The organism is Halalkalibaculum sp. DA384 (assembly GCF_043951955.1).
Taxonomy (GTDB): domain Bacteria; phylum Bacteroidota; class Rhodothermia; order Balneolales; family Balneolaceae; genus JAMQKA01.
The window spans coordinates 1-17,332 of the sequence record NZ_JBINJE010000026.1 but is presented as its reverse complement, the minus strand read 5'-3'; the positions used below and the strand labels follow the sequence as shown (position 1 = coordinate 17,332).

The 17,332-nt window shown below is 50.6% G+C and carries 16 protein-coding genes; 3 read left to right on the top strand and 13 right to left on the bottom strand.

Features of this window, described 5'->3' with window-relative positions:
- Window positions 1–4: 4 nt before the first annotated feature.
- The 10 genes from fabF to ACG2E4_RS13770 all read right to left on the bottom strand — a co-directional run bounded on the left by fabF (window position 5) and on the right by ACG2E4_RS13770 (window position 8,344).
- Window positions 5–1,249: a beta-ketoacyl-ACP synthase II gene (gene fabF, locus ACG2E4_RS13815; RefSeq protein ID WP_395261778.1), complete on the bottom strand. Its 1,245-nt coding sequence runs from the start codon at window positions 1,247–1,249 to the stop codon at window positions 5–7.
- A 24-nt stretch (window positions 1,250–1,273) separates the two neighbouring features.
- Window positions 1,274–1,513, bottom strand: coding sequence for an acyl carrier protein (locus ACG2E4_RS13810; protein ID WP_395261777.1), 240 nt, complete (start codon window positions 1,511–1,513; stop codon window positions 1,274–1,276).
- 176 nt (window positions 1,514–1,689) lie between these two features.
- Window positions 1,690–2,439 (bottom strand): 3-oxoacyl-[acyl-carrier-protein] reductase, encoded by a 750-nt coding sequence (fabG, locus tag ACG2E4_RS13805; protein WP_395261776.1) that lies wholly within the window; start codon window positions 2,437–2,439, stop codon window positions 1,690–1,692.
- Window positions 2,440–2,543: 104 nt separating this feature from the next.
- The gene (gene fabD / locus ACG2E4_RS13800) at window positions 2,544–3,431 is read right to left on the bottom strand and encodes an ACP S-malonyltransferase (RefSeq protein ID WP_395276909.1); all 888 of its coding nucleotides are present in this window, start codon (window positions 3,429–3,431) and stop codon (window positions 2,544–2,546) included.
- 3 nt (window positions 3,432–3,434) lie between these two features.
- Entirely contained in the window at window positions 3,435–4,427 is a 993-nt protein-coding gene (locus ACG2E4_RS13795) for a beta-ketoacyl-ACP synthase III (protein WP_395261774.1), read from the bottom strand.
- A 15-nt stretch (window positions 4,428–4,442) separates the two neighbouring features.
- Window positions 4,443–5,429 carry a phosphate acyltransferase PlsX gene (gene plsX, locus ACG2E4_RS13790; RefSeq protein ID WP_395261773.1) on the bottom strand — a complete coding sequence of 329 codons (987 nt, stop codon included), beginning with the start codon at window positions 5,427–5,429 and terminating at the stop codon, window positions 4,443–4,445.
- 25 nt (window positions 5,430–5,454) lie between these two features.
- Complete coding sequence (gene rpmF, locus ACG2E4_RS13785) at window positions 5,455–5,634, bottom strand: 50S ribosomal protein L32 (RefSeq protein ID WP_395261772.1); 180 nt, start codon at window positions 5,632–5,634, stop codon at window positions 5,455–5,457.
- Window positions 5,635–5,653: 19 nt separating this feature from the next.
- Entirely contained in the window at window positions 5,654–6,178 is a 525-nt protein-coding gene (locus tag ACG2E4_RS13780) for a YceD family protein (protein WP_395261771.1), read from the bottom strand.
- A gap of 31 nt (window positions 6,179–6,209) precedes the next feature.
- Complete coding sequence (locus tag ACG2E4_RS13775; protein WP_395261770.1) at window positions 6,210–6,869, bottom strand: deoxynucleoside kinase; 660 nt, start codon at window positions 6,867–6,869, stop codon at window positions 6,210–6,212.
- Window positions 6,870–7,060: 191 nt separating this feature from the next.
- On the bottom strand, window positions 7,061–8,344 hold the full coding sequence (locus ACG2E4_RS13770) for a glucose-6-phosphate isomerase (RefSeq protein WP_395261769.1): 1,284 nt from the start codon (window positions 8,342–8,344) through the stop codon (window positions 7,061–7,063).
- A 255-nt stretch (window positions 8,345–8,599) separates the two neighbouring features.
- On the opposite strand from ACG2E4_RS13770, the gene ACG2E4_RS13765 reads away from it, so the two are divergent.
- From ACG2E4_RS13765 to ACG2E4_RS13755, 3 genes are read left to right on the top strand one after another with little or no spacing between them, the layout of a single operon-like run.
- A complete protein-coding gene (locus ACG2E4_RS13765) occupies window positions 8,600–9,541 on the top strand; it encodes a polyprenyl synthetase family protein (RefSeq protein WP_395261768.1) in 942 nt (313 codons plus the stop codon).
- 10 nt (window positions 9,542–9,551) lie between these two features.
- Window positions 9,552–10,349, top strand: a complete 798-nt coding sequence (locus ACG2E4_RS13760) for a UDP-2,3-diacylglucosamine diphosphatase (RefSeq protein ID WP_395261767.1) — start codon at window positions 9,552–9,554, stop codon at window positions 10,347–10,349.
- Complete coding sequence (locus ACG2E4_RS13755; protein WP_395261766.1) at window positions 10,342–12,702, top strand: penicillin-binding protein 1A; 2,361 nt, start codon at window positions 10,342–10,344, stop codon at window positions 12,700–12,702. Before ACG2E4_RS13760 ends, ACG2E4_RS13755 begins: the two co-directional genes overlap by 8 nt.
- A 183-nt stretch (window positions 12,703–12,885) precedes the next feature.
- On the opposite strand, the gene ACG2E4_RS13750 is transcribed toward ACG2E4_RS13755, so the two are convergent.
- The 3 genes from ACG2E4_RS13750 to ACG2E4_RS13740 all read right to left on the bottom strand — a co-directional run bounded on the left by ACG2E4_RS13750 (window position 12,886) and on the right by ACG2E4_RS13740 (window position 16,772).
- Window positions 12,886–13,305: a F0F1 ATP synthase subunit epsilon gene (locus ACG2E4_RS13750; protein WP_395261765.1), complete on the bottom strand. Its 420-nt coding sequence runs from the start codon at window positions 13,303–13,305 to the stop codon at window positions 12,886–12,888.
- 71 nt (window positions 13,306–13,376) lie between these two features.
- Window positions 13,377–14,876, bottom strand: a complete 1,500-nt coding sequence (atpD, locus tag ACG2E4_RS13745) for a F0F1 ATP synthase subunit beta (RefSeq protein ID WP_395261764.1) — start codon at window positions 14,874–14,876, stop codon at window positions 13,377–13,379.
- 162 nt (window positions 14,877–15,038) lie between these two features.
- Window positions 15,039–16,772, bottom strand: a complete 1,734-nt coding sequence (locus ACG2E4_RS13740) for a Na/Pi cotransporter family protein (protein WP_395276908.1) — start codon at window positions 16,770–16,772, stop codon at window positions 15,039–15,041.
- Between the last annotated feature and the right edge of the window lie 560 nt (window positions 16,773–17,332).

Genomic DNA, 17,332 nt, shown 5'->3' with positions numbered 1-17,332 from the left:
AATATTAATCTTCAAATTTCTTGAATACGAGCGTGGTATTATGGCCGCCAAAGCCAAAGGCGTTATTTAACGCATACCTGATCTTACGGGGCTCTGCTTCGTTGACCGTGTAGTTTAAATCACAGTCTGGATCAGGAGTCTCATAGTTGATGGTTGGGGGCACCAGGTCGTGGTAGGTGGCAAGGAGTGTGGCCACCGATTCCATAGCTCCTGCCGCACCAAGAGAGTGACCCGTCATCGACTTCGTGGAGTTGTGGTTTATATTATACGCGTGATCTCCGAAGACCTTTTTAATGGAATTGGTTTCCGCCACATCCCCCAGCGGAGTTGATGTACCATGCATATTGATATGATCTACATCCCCGGGTGTGATACCCGCCGAATCCAACGCCTTGGTAAGTGCGAGGATCACTCCTTCTCCATTGGGATCCGGGGCGGTCATGTGATAAGCATCGGCCGAGAAACCATATCCCACAATCTCCCCGTAAATCCGCGCATCGCGGGCTTTGGCGTGCTCGTATTCCTCGAGGATAAGTATGGCTGCCCCTTCACCCAGCACAAAACCGTCACGATCTTTGTCAAAGGGACGGGAAGCCGTTTCAGGAGAGTCGTTGCGGGTGGACATGGCGCGCATGGAATTGAAGCCCGCAACGCCAATTTGTGAGACGGGAGCTTCCGCTCCACCGGAAACAGCATAGTCGGCCTGTCCGTTTTTTATGGTATCATAGGCGAGACCAATATTGTGTGAGCCGGTGGCGCATGCCGAAACGGCACAGTAATTGGCCCCTTTGAGGCCATATTTTATGGATATCTGCCCGGCTACCATATCCGGTATGAGCTTGGGAATAAAAAATGGAGATACTCCCCTCGGCCCATGCTTGTGGTATTCTATCGACTGCTCGTAAAAGGTAACCATCCCGCCGATGCCGGTACCCACGATAACCGCAAAATTGTTTTTATCGACTTCATCGAGATCGAGTTTGCTATCTTCTATCGCCTCGTCGGTGGCGATGAGCGCGTACTGGCATACGCGGTCGAGCCGCCGAACCTCCTTGCGATCAAAATAGTCCTCCTCGTTATATCCATCGATTTGTGCGGCAAATTTTGTGGGAAAATCCTCGGTGTCGAAATGTTCAATGGTTCGGGCACCACTTTTGCCAGAGATCAGACCGTTCCAAAAATCAGGAGCGGTATTCCCAACTGGTGTAATGGCACCTAACCCGGTAATGACTACCCTGCGATCAGACATAAGAATAAGGAGTGGAGTGTAAAATTAGGAAACTTTGCCTTGCAGGTACTCAACGGCATCGCCTACGGTTGCAATATTTTCTGCATCTTCGTCAGGAATGCTGATGTCGAACTCTTTTTCGAATTCCATGATAAGCTCCACCGTGTCAAGAGAGTCGGCTCCGAGGTCGTTCGTGAAGTTGGCCTCGGCAGCTACTTCAGATTCATCCACACCGAGTTTATCAATGATAATCGATTTTACTTTTGATTCTACGTCTTGAGACATAACAATTTATTTTTTGCTTCGGTTAAAGGTTTAACTAATTAGGATCAATAACGATCGAATAATACAAGTTCTGAATATAAAAATACACTATTTGATAAATCTCAAACTCCAGCTCATCAACGCTAAAAAAAGACCTGTTTGAATCACTGATGAGCCAAAATTTGGAATTCAGCCTGCTACATCGCCATTCCGCCATCGACGCGAAGTACTTCACCCGTGATGTACGAGCTCAGGTCTGATGCCAGAAATGCCACCGCGTCGGCGACCTCTTCGGCTTCGCCGGCCCTGCCTAGCGGGGTGTCTGATTCAATATTCTGCAGCACCTTTTCACTGAGCTCCTCGGTCATTTCAGTCCGGATGTATCCGGGGGCTACCACATTGGCCCGGATGTTCCGGGACGCCAACTCCTTGGCATATGATTTGGTAAACCCGACGATGCCCGCTTTTGACGCCGCATAATTGCTCTGGCCGGCATTGCCCGCGAGTCCCACCACCGAACTGATATTGATAATGGACCCTCCCCTGTTGCGGATCATCGGCTTTGCAGCGGCCTTGCTGTAGTTAAATACACTTTTCAGGTTCACATCGATAACCTGGTCCCACTGTTCTTCACTCATTCGCAGGATCAGGTTATCCATGGTGATACCGGCATTATTTACAAGAATATCGAGCTTGTCCCACTCCTCAATGATGCCGTCAATGACGTCTGCGGCCCTGGCACAGTCAACAGCGTCGGCCTGGATCGCTTTTGCCCGCTGCCCTTTTGCCTCGATCTCCTTTTTTACCTCTTCAGCGGCATCTCCGGAGCTGGTATACGTAATAGCGACATCGGCGCCATAGTCTGCAAGTGTTAAGGCGATGGAGCGACCAATGCCCCTGCTTCCGCCTGTTATCAAAACCGTTTTATCTTTTAGGGTAAGAGTCATATTGCTTTTAATTCAATCCGCTATTTAAAATCACAATTAACAAGCATCAAATTTCAAACAAATCCAAATTTGATTTTATCGCTGTATTCCACCGCAGATCTGCCTTATTGATAACCGTCAATCTCCACATCGCTGAGCGTGCGTTTAACCAGGCCCTGCAGTACTTTTCCCGGTCCCACTTCGATAAAGGTTTTGGCGCCATCATCGTGCATATTCTGCAATGTCTGCGTCCATCGCACCGGATTCAGCAGCTGGTTCAGGAGGTTGGAGCGGATCTGCTCCGGCTCGGTAGTCGGCTGCGCGGTGTAGTTGCTGTATATCGGGCATTCCGGTTTCTGCACCTCCAGTTCCTCAAGCTCCTGTTTCAGCCCGTCATAAGCCGGCTGCATCAGGGATGAGTGGAATGCCCCGCTTACCGGCAACACCTTTGCCAGACGACAGCCCCGGTCTTTTGCCAGCGAAACGGCTTGTTCCACCGCTTCAAGATCGCCGGAAATTACAAGCTGGCCCGGACAGTTGTAATTGGCAGCGATCACTTCTTTACCGACCTGGTCGGCAGCTTCTGCGCAAATCTCTTCGACAACCTCATCTTCCATGCCGATGACAGCAGCCATCGTGCCGGGGTTTTGCTCTCCCGCCTGCTGCATCAGCCGGCCCCGCTTGCGCACGATATTCAAGGCATCTTCAAAAGCGACTGCTCCGGACGCCACCAGCGCCGAAAATTCGCCCAGGCTGTGCCCGGCAACCATATCGGGGGCTGCATCGATCGTTTTATAAAGTCCCACCGAGTGAAGGAAAATAGCCGGTTGCGTAAATTCAGTCTGCTTAAGCGTTTCTTCCGGGCCTTCAAACATGATCGATTTCAGGTCGATATCCAGGATTTCATTCGCCAGGTCAACAAGCTCCGCAAAACGGGTGTTCGAATCATAGTGATCCTTTCCCATTCCTACCGATTGTGATCCCTGACCGGGAAACAGGTATGCTGTACTCATATTCTATACTCCCCACTTTACATATACGGCACCCCATGTGTACCCGCCGCCGAAGGCTGCCAGTACCAGGTTGTCGCCGTGTTCAAGTTCGTCTTTCCAGTCGTACAGGCAAAGCGGAATGGTGGCCGCCGTCGTATTTCCATACTTGTCGATATTGATCATCACCTTGTCTTCGCTCAAACCCATTCGCCGTGCGGTGGCATCGATAATCCGCTTGTTGGCCTGGTGCGGAACGAGCCAGGCCACATCCTCGGCATCAAGGTCATTCTTTTCCATGATTTCCAGGGAGACATCCGCCATTCCCTCAGTGGCTTTCTTGAATACGGTTCGACCATCCTGTTTTATGAAATGCTGACCCTGCGCCACCGTCTGCTCGCTGGCGGGATTTAAACTCCCTCCTGCAGGCTGGTAAAGGGCACAATCGGTATCCCCCTCAGTGTATTGGATAGAATCGATAATGCCCGTCTCATCGTCAGAGGGTTCCAGCAGGACAGCTCCGGCACCATCACCGAACAGGATACAGGTAGACCGGTCGGTGTAATCGACGATAGAACTCATTTTGTCAGCACCGATAACCAACACCTTTTCGGCCCTACCGGATTCGATCAGGCTGGCTCCGCTTGTCAATGCGAACAGAAAGCCGGAACACGCCGCCGAAAGATCATACCCGAAAGCGTTTTCGGCACCGATATAATCCTGTACCAGGCAGGCCGTAGCCGGGAAAAGGTAGTCGGGGGTGACGGTTGCCACGATAATCGCATCCACCTCGTCGGCTGAAATTCCCCGGACCTCCAGCGCTTCTTTTGCGGCCTCTGCAGCCATGTAGGCTGTGGCTTTGTCGTCATCGTCGAGAATACGCCGCTCCCTGATTCCGGTTCGCGTTCTTATCCATTCATCATTGGTCTCAACCATCTCTTCAAGATCATGATTGGTGAGACGGGTTTCAGGCAAGTAATGTCCTACCGAGGTTATCTTCGAACGCTTTAGTTCAGCCATGAAATACTTTTAGAATTAACTGTTGAGAGATGCGATAATCTTTTCATTGATATTATTTTCAACGCACTTTACCGCGTTGAAAATCATGTTTTTGACGGCCAGGGCCGAACTGCCCCCGTGTCCCACCATGCTGACACCATTGACTCCCAGAAACGGGACTCCGCCAACGTTTTCGGGATTAAACATGGAAAGGGAAGATTGAAGCAGTTCGGTGGGTGGACTCTGCGGCTTGCCTCGCTCAGCTTCTTTCTTAAGCTGAGATTCTATAATCTTGTTCACCGCGCGGGGTATGGATTCCCCGAATTTCAACAGGACGTTACCGACAAAACCGTCGCACACATACACGTCAGCAGCGGCATTAAAGATATCGCCGCCTTCAATGTTGCCGACAAATTCAGGCAAGGGCTCCAACAGTTTATACGCCTCTTTAACCACCTCGGTCCCCTTCTCCTTCTCCTCCCCGATATTAATAAGCCCAATTTTGGGATCGCTGATCTTCATCACTTCACTCGCGTAAATCGCTCCCATTTGGGCAAACTGGAAATACATTTCGGGCCTTACCTCCAGGTTCGCTCCTGCATCCAGCAGCAGGCGAAAGCCTTTGATGGTCGGAAACGTAGCTGCAATCGTGGGACGAGTAACCCCTTCAAGTTTTCCCAGGATAAATGTTGATGCAGCCAGCAGGGCACCGGTATTTCCGGCACTGACAAACCCGTTGCACTGGCCCGCCTTCTGCATTCCCAGACCGGCGACGATTGAGGAATTCCTCTTGCTTTTTACCGCCTGTGCCGGAGACTCATCCATCCCGATAATCTCGGGGGCATTTTGTACGGAGATCTTATCTCCGTCATACCCGTGTTTGTCCAACTCCTTCCGTACCATATCTTCCGGGCCGAGCAGAACAACATGAAGTGAATCTCGCTCTTCTACCGCTTCCATGGCTCCCCTTACCGGGCTTTCCGGGTAATGATCCCCCCCCGCAGCATCAACAGCTATAATCATGTAATTACGATTAGATCTGGAGTGATTATTGCTCTACATTTAGTACCTGCCGCCCGCGGTAATAACCGCATTCCGGGCAAACGTGGTGATAACGGTGGTAGGCACCACAGTTGGAACATTCCGCCAGGGTTGGTTCGGTCACTTTGTGGTGAGAGCGCCGTTTATTTCTACGCGATTTGGATGTTCTACGCTTTGGATGTGCCATTTATCTAATAATGTTTTCGTTAGTTGTCTTTAAGTTTCTTCAGTTTTTCCCAGCGGGGATCGGCCAGTTCGGAATCCTCTTCCTCCTCTTTCAGGTCTCCAAACGACTTTTCCTGGAAATCGCGGGGATTTCCCTGCTCATCCAGGTATTTAGGATGTAATTTTTTTATGGGAATATTGAGCAAAATCGTGTCGCGGACTTCCTCTTCAATATTCAATGTGTTTGAACTGAAGTTGAACCGTCGAACAGCTCCTTCTTCGGTCTCGGTCTCTTCCTTCACATCTACTTTAAAGAGCACTTCATAGTCCGCTTTTATAGGATATTCAAAGGGCTCCAGCGAACGGTCGCAAACAAGTTCGATATCGGAATCGACCGTAAAATCGACGCGGATAAAATGGAGCGTCCGGTAGAAGGACAGATCTATACTCCCTCCCAAAAAGGGGTAATCGCCCAGATCCAGATCTTCACGGTCGAGCCCGAGCGTGCGTTCGCTGGAGCCTTCCGGAATTTCAACAATTTTGAACTCTAGTTTTTCCTTATCCACAATAGCTGGCAAAGTTATGAATTATTGCCTTTTACTGCAATTCATTAAACAACCCAAACATCCGCTGCTCAACAAGCTCGATAACCCTCCCCAGATCTTCCTGGTCATTCACAAAATCGATGTCATCAGTGTCTATAATAAGCTTTTCGTGTGGGTACTCATCGATCCAGTCTTCATATAAACGATTCAGCCGTTCCAGATATTCGATCCGAATAGAGCTCTCGTAATCGCGTCCCCGTGCCTGGATCTGCTGTACCAGAGTCGGAACCTGCGCGCGCAGGTAAACCAGCAGGTCGGGTGGACGAAGGTAGCTTGTCATCTCATGGAACAGAACCTGGTAGTTATTGAAATCACGGTCGCTCATCAGTCCCATGTCATGCAGGTTTTTGGCAAATATTTCCACATCTTCGTAGATGGTACGGTCCTGAACAAAGTTTTTGCCCTGGTCGATCATTTTTTTATGATGGCGAAACCGGCTGGACAAAAAATAGATCTGCAGGTTAAAACTCCACCGGCGCATGTCATCATAAAAATCCGACAAATAGGGGTTGTTGTCGACCGACTCAAAAAATGCTTCCCAGTCAAAATGCCTGGAGAGCAGCTGCGTCAGCGAAGATTTGCCCGCACCGATATTCCCCGCAATGGCAATAAATTTCAGCTTGTCATTGCCGAATTTCGCTTCCTCAGTCATGAATTAAACCTCTTTAGCATATTTATATTTAGCAGGAAGTCATAGTAATTATTAAACAGCCTCGTTGGGGTGGTTGCAGGTTACATGTTGCAGGTTGAAGGTTACAGGTTACAGGTTACAGGTTACAGGTTAGTGGACAACCTTCAACCTTCAACATTTAACATTCAACCTGCAACCTGCAACACCTCCCACTATTTGCCCAGGAGTTTATACATGGCACTTTTGTAATCCTCCACGCCGGGCTGATTAAAGGGATTTACCCCGAGACTGTAACAATAGATAGCCGTGACGACTTCCAGCAGATAGATAAATGCACCGATATTCCGGGCATTGAGCTTATCCATAATCAGTTTTATGCAGGGAACGTCTCCCCGGGTATGAGCTTCAATGGTTCCCTCCAGGGCTTTGCTGTTTATATCGTGAAACGTCTTGCCCGCCAGGTATTCGAGTCCATCGATATTTTTATCTGACGATTCAATCGTTTTGCTTACTCCCGCATTTTTAACGACGAGAAACGTTTCGAGCAAATTCCGTTTTCCCTGCTGGATCAGTTGGCCCAGGGAGTGCAGATCGGTGGAATATGTGGAAACGGTGGGAAACAGCCCCTCTCCATCCTTCGCTTCGCTCTCGGCCAGCAGCTGCTGCATCCAGCGGCCCATGTACTGCAGCTCCGGTTCAAACGATGTGATCACCTCAATATCCTTACCGCTTTTGTACAGCGCGTAACGGGCGGCGGCATAACGGATGGCATCGACCGGATCTTCCTCGATTTCCCTGTATTTAGAAACCGCCCCGTAAACCAGGGCTTTGATGTCGATGCCCGCCGCTGCAACAGGCAGAAGGCCCACCGGCGTCAATACCGAAAAGCGCCCGCCCACCCCATCGGGAATCACGAACTTGTGGTAACCGTACTCATCCACCAGCGGATTCAGCACCCCGCCCTGCCGGCTGGTCGTACAGATTATGCGATCTTCCGGCTGGTCATACTGCTCGTGTATCCACTTCCGGAGTACCCGGAAGGAAAGGGCGGTCTCCAGCGTACTGCCCGACTTCGAAATCACATTTACATACACGCTCTTGGGGTCTCCCTCTTCGTTGGGTTGCTCCAGGTACTCAATCAACTGGTTCAGGTATTTACCGCTGATGTGGTGGCCGGCAAAGATCACTTCCGGCCCGTCGCTGCCAAAAAAACCGGTAAGGGCATCGATAACCGCACGAGCCCCCAAGTATGACCCCCCGATTCCACAGGCAACAAACACATCGGCATCCGCACGGATCTGGCCGGCCAGCGTTTCGATCTGCTCCAGCTCCGCATCATTGGGATCGGACAGCAGGGTGCGCCAACCCAGCATTTCGGCTCCTTCTCCCCGGCCGGACTGCACCAGTTCAAAACTTTCCTTCGCCCGGCCCACAGCTTCGTCAAATTCGTTGTCTGAGAGGAATGACCGAGCCTTCGCAATATCAATATTCAACATGAGAACCTTTCGTAAATAGTTAAATTAGTGTCGTTTCAGAGGCAAAATATATTCGCCAACAGACCGCTCAAAATTTATTATACTCACAACTTCAAAGCGAGGAGTATAAAACCTTAATATTCTTTAAATTTCAAGCTAATTTAAGTGATGAATTTTTCAAGCTACTTAAATTCCTAAATGATTGAAACACAATTAGATCAGGCAACATCGTTCAAGCGGCGAGGCAGAAAAACACTGGCTGAAATAACCAGCCCTGTGTCTAAACCGCTCAGTGAATTTCGCTCTTTTTACAAAAAGGCGCTCCGAACCGATGTGTTCTTACTCGACAAGATAGTGGATTATCTGCTCCGACAGAAAGGAAAAGAGATCCGCCCCACGCTTGTATTCATGTCGGCACGCCTGTTCGGTGAGGTAAATGAGCGCAGCTACGTGGCCGCTACGATGATAGAGCTGCTCCACACCGCCACCCTCATCCATGACGATGTAGTCGATGAGGCCGATACCCGGCGCGGTTTTCTGAGTATCAACAAGGTGTGGAAGAACAAAGCGGGAGTACTGCTGGGAGATTTCCTCCTCTCGAAGGGATTGCTGATTGCGCTGGACAACGATGAATTCAAACTGTTGAAAGTACTCTCAGAAGCGGTAAAAAGCATGAGTGAAGGCGAGTTGCGCCAGTTTAAGGCCGCCCGACTTTTCAACATGACAGAGGAGTATTATTTCAAGGTGATCTCCGAGAAAACCGCCAGCCTTATTGCCTCTTGTTGCGAGTGCGGTGCGATCTCCACGAGCGAGGATCCCGAAATGCACCAGAAAATGCACGATATCGGGATGTGCGTAGGCACCGCCTTCCAGATACGGGATGACCTATTTGATTACGGTATCGACGACGTGGGCAAGCCGCGCCGAAACGATATCAAGGAGCGCAAGGTTACCCTCCCGCTGATCAAGGCGCTGGAAAACGCCTCACTGGCCGAACGGACCCGCATCCGTTACCTCATGCGCAAGCGCAAAAAGAAGGATCAGGAGATTGAAGATATTGTCTCCTTTGTACACGAAAAAGGCGGTATTGAATACGCCCGTGCCATCATGGATAATTACGCCTCGCGTGCTGTAGACAAGCTCTCCACCCTGCCGGAAAGTCCCGACCGCGATGCCTTCCGGGACCTGATCCAGTTCATTGTCAAACGAAAGCGGTAGACCCGGCATAATGCAACCGCCTGAAACCGCCGCACGACCCCTGTTGTTCCTTTCAGATGTCCACCTGGGAGGCTTTGCGGAAAATGAAAACCGGGAGCTGGAGCGGCAGCTGATTCGCCTCATCGACCACTGCCAGTCCAACGGGATAAAAATATTTATCCTCGGCGATCTTTTTGACTATTGGATGGAGTTCCCGGGCCACGTCCCTGAACTGGGTAAAAAAGTCAACGAGCGGTTTAGAGAATATAACAACGAGCTTGGGCCGACCTTGTATATAACGGGAAATCACGACAACTGGACCCGGTCCTATTTTGAGGAGATCGGTTTTACGCTGGAACCGGAATACAAGACGCTGAAGATCCGGGGCCGGAACCTGCTGTTGCTCCATGGCGACGGCATCCCGAACGAGAGTGGTGAGCTGCTTCGCCCTCCCCTGCACCGGCTGTTGCGGAACAAAACGTTCATCTCTTTTTATCAAACCCTGCTGGCGCCCCGGGCGGGGTTGTGGGTGATGAAATGGTTTTCACGGCTTAACCGACGCTTTGGCTCTCTCCGGGAAGATGAGAGCACCTTGAATCGTTGGGGCAGGCAGAACTTGAAGACGACCAACACGGACATAATCATCTGCGGTCACGATCATTTGCCCCGGAAAAAAGAATTTAACTTCGGAACCTTTTTAAATTTGGGTACTTTCTATAAACACAGAACGATGGCGTTATATAATAACGAAGGCTTAAATATCGTTGTCTGGAACGACGCATCAAGACAACTGAATAATTTTTATACGGCAGAAAACCAACATGAGTGATTCGAGTTACAACGGCGATGAAATGGATCGATATTTTAATGATCCGGAATATCGCCGAAAAATTATTGAGGAGCGAAAACAACAACAGGCGGAAGACCAGGACGGTCCCGGAAACAAAACATCCATAGCCCGCCAAAAAATTGTGCGTGCGGCGGCCATACTGTTCTCCGTGCTTTTCCTCGTGGGTGCCGCGTTCACCTACTACCTTTTCCAGGGATTGCCCTCTATCGACCAGCTGGAAAATCCAGACACAGCGATCGCTTCCCTGGTCAAAAGCCGTGACGGGGTTGTTCTGGACAAGTATTTCACCGAAAACCGGCGCTGGGTACCGCTGGAAGAGATCTCCCCCCATGTAGTTAACGCCCTCGTTGCCGTAGAAGATCACCGTTTTTATGACCACTGGGGAATCGACATGGTCCGGACGTTGGCCATCCCCTACCACCTTGTTCGCGCCGGTTTGGGGATTGGCGACATCCAGGGCGGATCCACCCTGACCCAGCAGTTGGCAAGAAACCTCTACAAAAAAATTGGCCGTGAGTTTTCCGTTATCCGGAAGCTGCGCGAGATGATAACGGCGATCCAGCTTGAACAGAACTATACCAAGCGCGAAATCATCGAGATGTACCTCAACACGGTGGAATACAGCAACAGCGCCATGGGTATTGAAGTGGCGGCCGAAACCCACTATGGCAAAACCGCCAAAGATCTTACTATCTCCGAGGCCGCTACCCTGGTGGGTTCGGTCAATGCCGTGTACGCCTACAACCCGCGGTTATTTCCTGAGCGGTCTCAGCAGCGCAGGAACACGGTGCTTTTTCAAATGATGAAACGTGACTTTATCAGCCAGGAGGTATTCAATAAACTTTCTGAAGAACCGATCTCCCTGAATTATCATCCCCCCTCAAAGTCGGGACGTGAGAGCCGCTATTTCGGGGAATATATTCGCCAGCAGATAATGGACTGGACCCGGGAAAACGGGTATGACCTTTACACAGACGGCCTAACCATCCACACCACGATCGATTCGCGCCTGCAGATGCATGCCGAGCAGGCCCTGAAGCAGAAGCTTGATTCGCTGCAGACAATTTTTGTGGATGAGTGGACCTCCCCCGGTGGCGATTATATGGATATCTACTGGAAGAGATATCCCAAATTCCTGCAGGATTTTATCCGCGAGACCGACCGTTATAAAAATGCCTTTTCAAAACTGAATACCAACCAGGAATCGGTGGTCTTTGAAACCCTGATGGCCGACAGCGCTTTTGTGGATTCCGTCAAGCGGGTAAGCACGCGCCTGCAGGCCGGTTTTGTTTCCATAAATCCCAATAACGGAAATATTTTGACCTGGGTGGGCGGCTATGATTACGGGAATGTGCAGTTTGATCACGTATATCAGTCAAAACGGCAGGCGGGTTCCACGTTCAAGCCGTTTGTTTACGCCGTTGCCATTGACAACGGGTATCGGCCATACCACAAATTTTTGAAATACCCGACCAAATTTTATGACCGCTCGGGTCGCGTTTGGGCTCCGAAAGATCCCTCTGTGCCGGCAGGTCCTGAAATGTTGCCCCTGCGCCAGGGATTGGCCCGCAGCCTGAACAATGTTACGGTGCGGCTGCTGCCAGAGATCTCAGGCCATCCCAACACCAACAAACTGGAAGACCTGGAGTCCGGCGCCCAAAAAATAAAATCGATGGCTCAAAATATGGGAATAGATATGTCCGGTGTCGAGGCATACCCCTCCATTGCCCTGGGTACGGCCCGGGTATCACTGCTTGACCTTGTCAGCGCCTATACGACTTTTGCCCACCAGGGCGTTCATTTTAAACCTATCGCCATCACCCGTATTGAGGACAAGGAAGGAAATATACTGGAAGAATATCATTCCAATTATCCTGAAGAAGTGATCAGTCCCGAAACGGCCTATATCATGATTGATATGATGCGGGGCGTTATCCGTGGGGGCGACTGGGGATATGGAACGGGCGTGCGCCTGCGAAACAGCTATGGAGTAACCCAGGATGTCGCCGGCAAAACCGGTACCAGCCAGGACGCTGCAGACAACTGGTTTGTCGCCATGATGCCCCACATAGTCATGGGTGCATGGGTGGGCGGAGAGGATCGAAAAATCCGGTTCCGGAACGACATCAGTTACAGTATCGGTCAGGGTGCGCGTACAGCCCTGCCCATTGTAGGAACCTTTATTAACGCTGCCAAGAATGATCCCGAAGTCAACTGGAGCTACGAGGCGTTTGAGCCGCCCGCCGGGTTTAGTGAATCGCTACTCTATAATTCGGATGAAACGAATATCCAGCCCGTCAAAGGGGAGAAAAAGGGACGTATTGGCTGGTAGGGGTAGGTGACCGGTTGCAGGTTGCAGGTGCTGGAATTTGAGCAATATTATCTTTAACGGGCTATCCGAATTGGACGCGGCTGAAGTGGAGGTTTAGGATTTTTTGCCACGCAGCCAGGATCAACAAAAAAAGGAGCCCCCGTTGCGGAAGCTCCTTTAGATAAGCTTTTTAGCACCTGAAAGCTACTGCGTTGTAACCGAAAAATTGGCTGCCAGTTTAATTCGGTTTTCAGCTCGTTCCAGCGCTTTTCGGGCCCGCTCTTTGTCGATGGAATCCTTATCCGACTCAAGGCGTTCTTTTGCCCGTTCCTTGGCAGCCCTGGCACGCTCTATATCAATCTTGTCAACAGGTTCAGCCGCTTCAGCCAGGAGAGTTAGCTTGTTGTCGTGTACCTCAACGAATCCCCCGCTTACCGCAAAATATTGTTCCCCGCCGTCAGCTTTACGGACCAGGATACGGCCGGTTTTGAGTGTGGAGATGATGCTGGCATGCAGCGTCTTAATCTCAAAACTACCTAATGCACCAGGCACCTGTACGCCGGTCACCTGATCATCGAACACTGAGCCTTCAGGCGTTAGAATTTGTGCTTCAAAATTATTCATATCAAAATCAAAAGATGGAATTTAAATAAAACCTCCGGGCTTTTGACAACCCGGAGGTTTGGAATTTTGTTCTATTCAGCGGCTTCTGCTTCGGCTTCTTCGAGCAGGCGCTCACCTTTCTCTTCGGCTTCCTCGATGGTGCCAACGAGGTGAAACGCATTTTCCGGCAGGTGATCGAGTTCACCATTCAGAATTTTCTTGAAGCCTTTTACCGTGTCTTCAATATTCATGTATTTCCCCGGTTGGCCGGTAAACTGCTCGGCCACGAAGAACGGCTGACTGAGGAAACGCTGTACGCGACGTGCGCGGGCAACGGTCGTCTTGTCTTCGTCCGAAAGCTCATCCATACCCAGAATGGCGATAATATCCTGCAGATCCTTGTACTTTTGCAGAATTTCGATAACACGCTGGGCGGTATCGTAATGCTCTTCTCCAACAATTTTGGGATCCAGAATTCGCGAAGAGGAATCCAGCGGATCCACCGCAGGATAGATACCGATCTGTGTGAGTGCGCGGCTCAGTACGGTTGTAGCATCAAGGTGAGCGAACGTTGTTGCGGGTGCGGGGTCTGTCAGGTCATCGGCCGGTACATATACCGCCTGTACGGAAGTAATAGACCCATTCTTGGTAGAGGTAATCCGCTCCTGCAGGTCGCCCATCTCAGTAGCCAGCGTCGGCTGATATCCCACCGCTGACGGCATTCGTCCCAGCAGAGCCGATACTTCGGAGCCCGCCTGGGTAAACCGGAAGATGTTGTCAATAAAGAAAAGGATATCGCGGGAAACTTCATCCCTGAAATACTCGGCAATAGTCAATCCCGAAAGTGCAACACGGGCGCGTGCCCCGGGCGGTTCGTTCATCTGCCCGAACACGAAACTGGCCTTGGAATCCTTCAGCTTTTCCATGTCCACCTTATCCAGGTCCCAATTGCCCTCTTCCATCGACTCGTTAAATTCTTTCCCGTAATCGATAATTCCGGCCTCGAGCATCTCGCGCATCAGGTCATTTCCCTCGCGCGTACGCTCCCCAACCCCGGCAAATACCGAGAGTCCGCCGTGCCCTTTGGCCACGTTGTTAATCAATTCCTGGATGAGAACCGTCTTCCCCACACCGGCACCTCCGAACAGGCCGGTCTTCCCCCCTTTGGCATACGGGCATAGAAGATCAATAACCTTGATCCCGGTCTCGAGCATCTCCGTCGAGGTCGCAAGATCTTCAAAGCTCGGGGCTGATCGGTGAATAGGGTACCGCTTATCTCCCTTGGGAGGCTCAAGCCCGTCGATGGGCTCTCCCACAAGGTTGAAAAGTCGTCCTTTGATATCTTCGCCAACCGGCATCGAGATAGGATCACCCGTGTCAACGACTTCCATCTCTCGCACCAGACCATCCGTACTGTCCATTGCGATGGTACGCACGCGATTTTCACCGAGATGTTGTGCTACTTCCAGGTACAATTTCGATCCATCTTCACGATCAATATACAGGGCGTTTAGAACCGGGGGAATCTCTCCCTGATCAAAGTCTACGTCGACGACCGGCCCAATAACTTGTGCAACGGTTCCTTTATTCATTTACTTATCAATTGTTGATATGGTTAAAATTTTAAAAAAGCTTCTCTGTCTTTCGGTGTTAACTCTTCTTACCGGGGTAAGGGCAAGAATGTATCTGTCCATCTGAAGCGGCGAAAGTTAGTAGTTTTAGCCCGCAAAGGCAAAGAGCGAAAATGATAATCTTTACAGCTGGTCGAAATCTGTTCCGGCACTGATGCGCGCGTTTGCCGACCGGGGCGTGCCAACATACCGCTTGCTGCTCTCCTCTTCCGAAATATCGGCCAGCAGCAAGCTGCGCAGGCTCAGCAGGATCATCCGGCAAGACTGGGTAAACAGCCGGTTTGCCATCAGCAGGCTGGTTGCTTTGACATCATCAAGCGCTCCTCTTCGTATCGCCTCGGAGCTCTCACGTATAAACAGGCGATCCTGCTCCTCAACTTTAATAAATGTACTGTTTAAAGTTTTTGAAATTTCTGTTGTATTTTTCTCAGGTTCCTTAAAGAGAGCATCGAGAGCCAGGATAAACTCCACGAGCCGCGACTGAAACTGCGCTGGTGCATTGCCGAGAAAAGAACTCTCCGCCAGGGAAAACTCGTCGAGTTCACTTTTAATATCCTTCAAGTTTTTAGCCGCATTCATTATACTCCGGCTTGAACGGAGGTAATGATCCAGCAGCTTCGACTCCTCGTTCTCCAGCTCAGCAGCAGATATCCGGGCGTAGTAATCAAATATTTCTCCGTGCAGCTGTTTCAAACGAAGATAGAACTCACCGATTGACCCCGTAAATGCGTGATCCGCCGGTGACGGGGTGGTATGCTGAAGCGGTGGACATTTCTCCAGCTCGTACAGCTTGACGAGAAAGTTCCGTGACTCCTTGTATTGATGGAGGATCTCCTTGTTGAACGCCGTCAACGCCGCATCAGAAACTTCCGGAGGAGTATTCTGTATGTAGTGCGTGAACGTATGCACCGGTTCCGGAAACAGGCGGTCCACCAGGCTCGCGACCGATGAGATCAGAGGTATAAACAGGACCAGCCCGATCAAGTTAAAAAGGGTGTGGAACAGGGCGATACCCAGCACAACCTGCTGGCGCCATCCGAGTCCAACTTCAATAACCCAAACCAGCGGTGACAACAGCAGCAGGGCTGCCACCGCGGTTAACACATTAAAAAGAAGGTGTACGCAGGCCACTTTCTTTTTGATCTGGATCCCACCCAGGGCCCCTAATATTACGGTTACGGTCGTTCCCACATTAGCGCCGATGACCATGGCCGCCCCGGCCCTGAATTCGATCAGCTCCGTACTTATGGCGGCCAGCACAATGGCGATAGTGGCTGAGCTGGACTGCATCAGGGCGGTCAGCAGAACTCCGGCAAAAACAAAAAGCCACATCCCCACCCCCGCTATCAACTCGATGTCAAACAGGGTGGTAAGCTGTTCAACGCCTCCCTTCATATAGTCCAGCCCGTGAAAAAGCAGGCCGAACCCAAGCAGCAGCTTGCTTGTGCTCCGCAAGCGTGGCTTTTCCGTGGAAAAAATCAATCCGATTCCTCCCAGCGCAATAATCGGCAGGGCGATGCTTTCGATACTTATCTTAAAGCCGAAAACAGCTACAATCCAGGCCGTGATCGTGGTTCCGATGTTGGCCCCCAGCACCACTCCTACTGCGTTCTGCAGCGTCATAACTCCGGCTCCGACAAATGCCAGCACCATCAGCATGATGGCGGAGCTGCTCTGCAGCAGAGAGGTGGTGGAGAGCCCCGTCAATACCGCGCGGGCGGTCGTGCTGGTGTAGCGCCGGACAAACTGCTTGAATGAACGGCCGGCCAGTGCTTTAATCGCATCTTCCATCAGGTATATCCCGAACAGGAACAGCCCCAGGCCGGCCAGCAGAACCCATATGTCAGATAAAGACAACAATATCGTCAGGTTATTGAGTTATATTCGGATCTTCCATTTAATGCTTCACTCCTAACGTGCAAGCAACTTTATATTAATTATGAAGGTATGAAATAAAACCCGATTTATATCCGGGAGATTCCTGTTTTCCGAGGGCAATTGACAATATGGAATCGACAGCCACCTTTCAATGCCTTTTTTTATCTGGCTGACGCGGATTAACCTCGCCGATATATTTTCTTTTCAGCAAGGCGATGGATGGAAATAGCCGTGCAAGCGTGCTTGCTCACGTTAAAAAATGAAGACGCCGCTGAAGAGCACCTTGCGCAGACTGCACGCATAGTTAATACTAGGGGCCTATGCAGAACCAGAACCTGCTATTTTGTTGGGAGGTAGTTGTACTACCGACCTTTGTGACCTTTAACCCGGATTATTCACGAAGTAGAACAAATTACGGCTTAAGCCAATGATATTATGATATCCAGCGGAAGTACCCGGTAGCTCAAATTTGGGTATCCTCACAAATAGCTGCGAAATTGGGCCGTGCACTTCGTTGAAGGAAACATGAGGTGCTCACT

Coding starts and splice junctions, on each gene's coding strand:
- fabG (WP_395261776.1), bottom strand. CDS start 2,439: ATGACTCTTACCCTAAAAGATAAAACGGTTTTGATAACAGGCGGAAGC.
- ACG2E4_RS13750 (WP_395261765.1), bottom strand. CDS start 13,305: ATGAATAATTTTGAAGCACAAATTCTAACGCCTGAAGGCTCAGTGTTC.
- rpmF (WP_395261772.1), bottom strand. CDS start 5,634: ATGGCACATCCAAAGCGTAGAACATCCAAATCGCGTAGAAATAAACGG.
- fabD (WP_395276909.1), bottom strand. CDS start 3,431: ATGAGTACAGCATACCTGTTTCCCGGTCAGGGATCACAATCGGTAGGA.
- ACG2E4_RS13760 (WP_395261767.1), top strand. CDS start 9,552: ATGCAACCGCCTGAAACCGCCGCACGACCCCTGTTGTTCCTTTCAGAT.
- fabF (WP_395261778.1), bottom strand. CDS start 1,249: ATGTCTGATCGCAGGGTAGTCATTACCGGGTTAGGTGCCATTACACCA.
- atpD (WP_395261764.1), bottom strand. CDS start 14,876: ATGAATAAAGGAACCGTTGCACAAGTTATTGGGCCGGTCGTCGACGTA.
- ACG2E4_RS13755 (WP_395261766.1), top strand. CDS start 10,342: ATGAGTGATTCGAGTTACAACGGCGATGAAATGGATCGATATTTTAAT.
- ACG2E4_RS13795 (WP_395261774.1), bottom strand. CDS start 4,427: ATGGCTGAACTAAAGCGTTCGAAGATAACCTCGGTAGGACATTACTTG.
- ACG2E4_RS13770 (WP_395261769.1), bottom strand. CDS start 8,344: ATGTTGAATATTGATATTGCGAAGGCTCGGTCATTCCTCTCAGACAAC.
- ACG2E4_RS13775 (WP_395261770.1), bottom strand. CDS start 6,869: ATGACTGAGGAAGCGAAATTCGGCAATGACAAGCTGAAATTTATTGCC.
- plsX (WP_395261773.1), bottom strand. CDS start 5,429: ATGATTATAGCTGTTGATGCTGCGGGGGGGGATCATTACCCGGAAAGC.
- ACG2E4_RS13810 (WP_395261777.1), bottom strand. CDS start 1,513: ATGTCTCAAGACGTAGAATCAAAAGTAAAATCGATTATCATTGATAAA.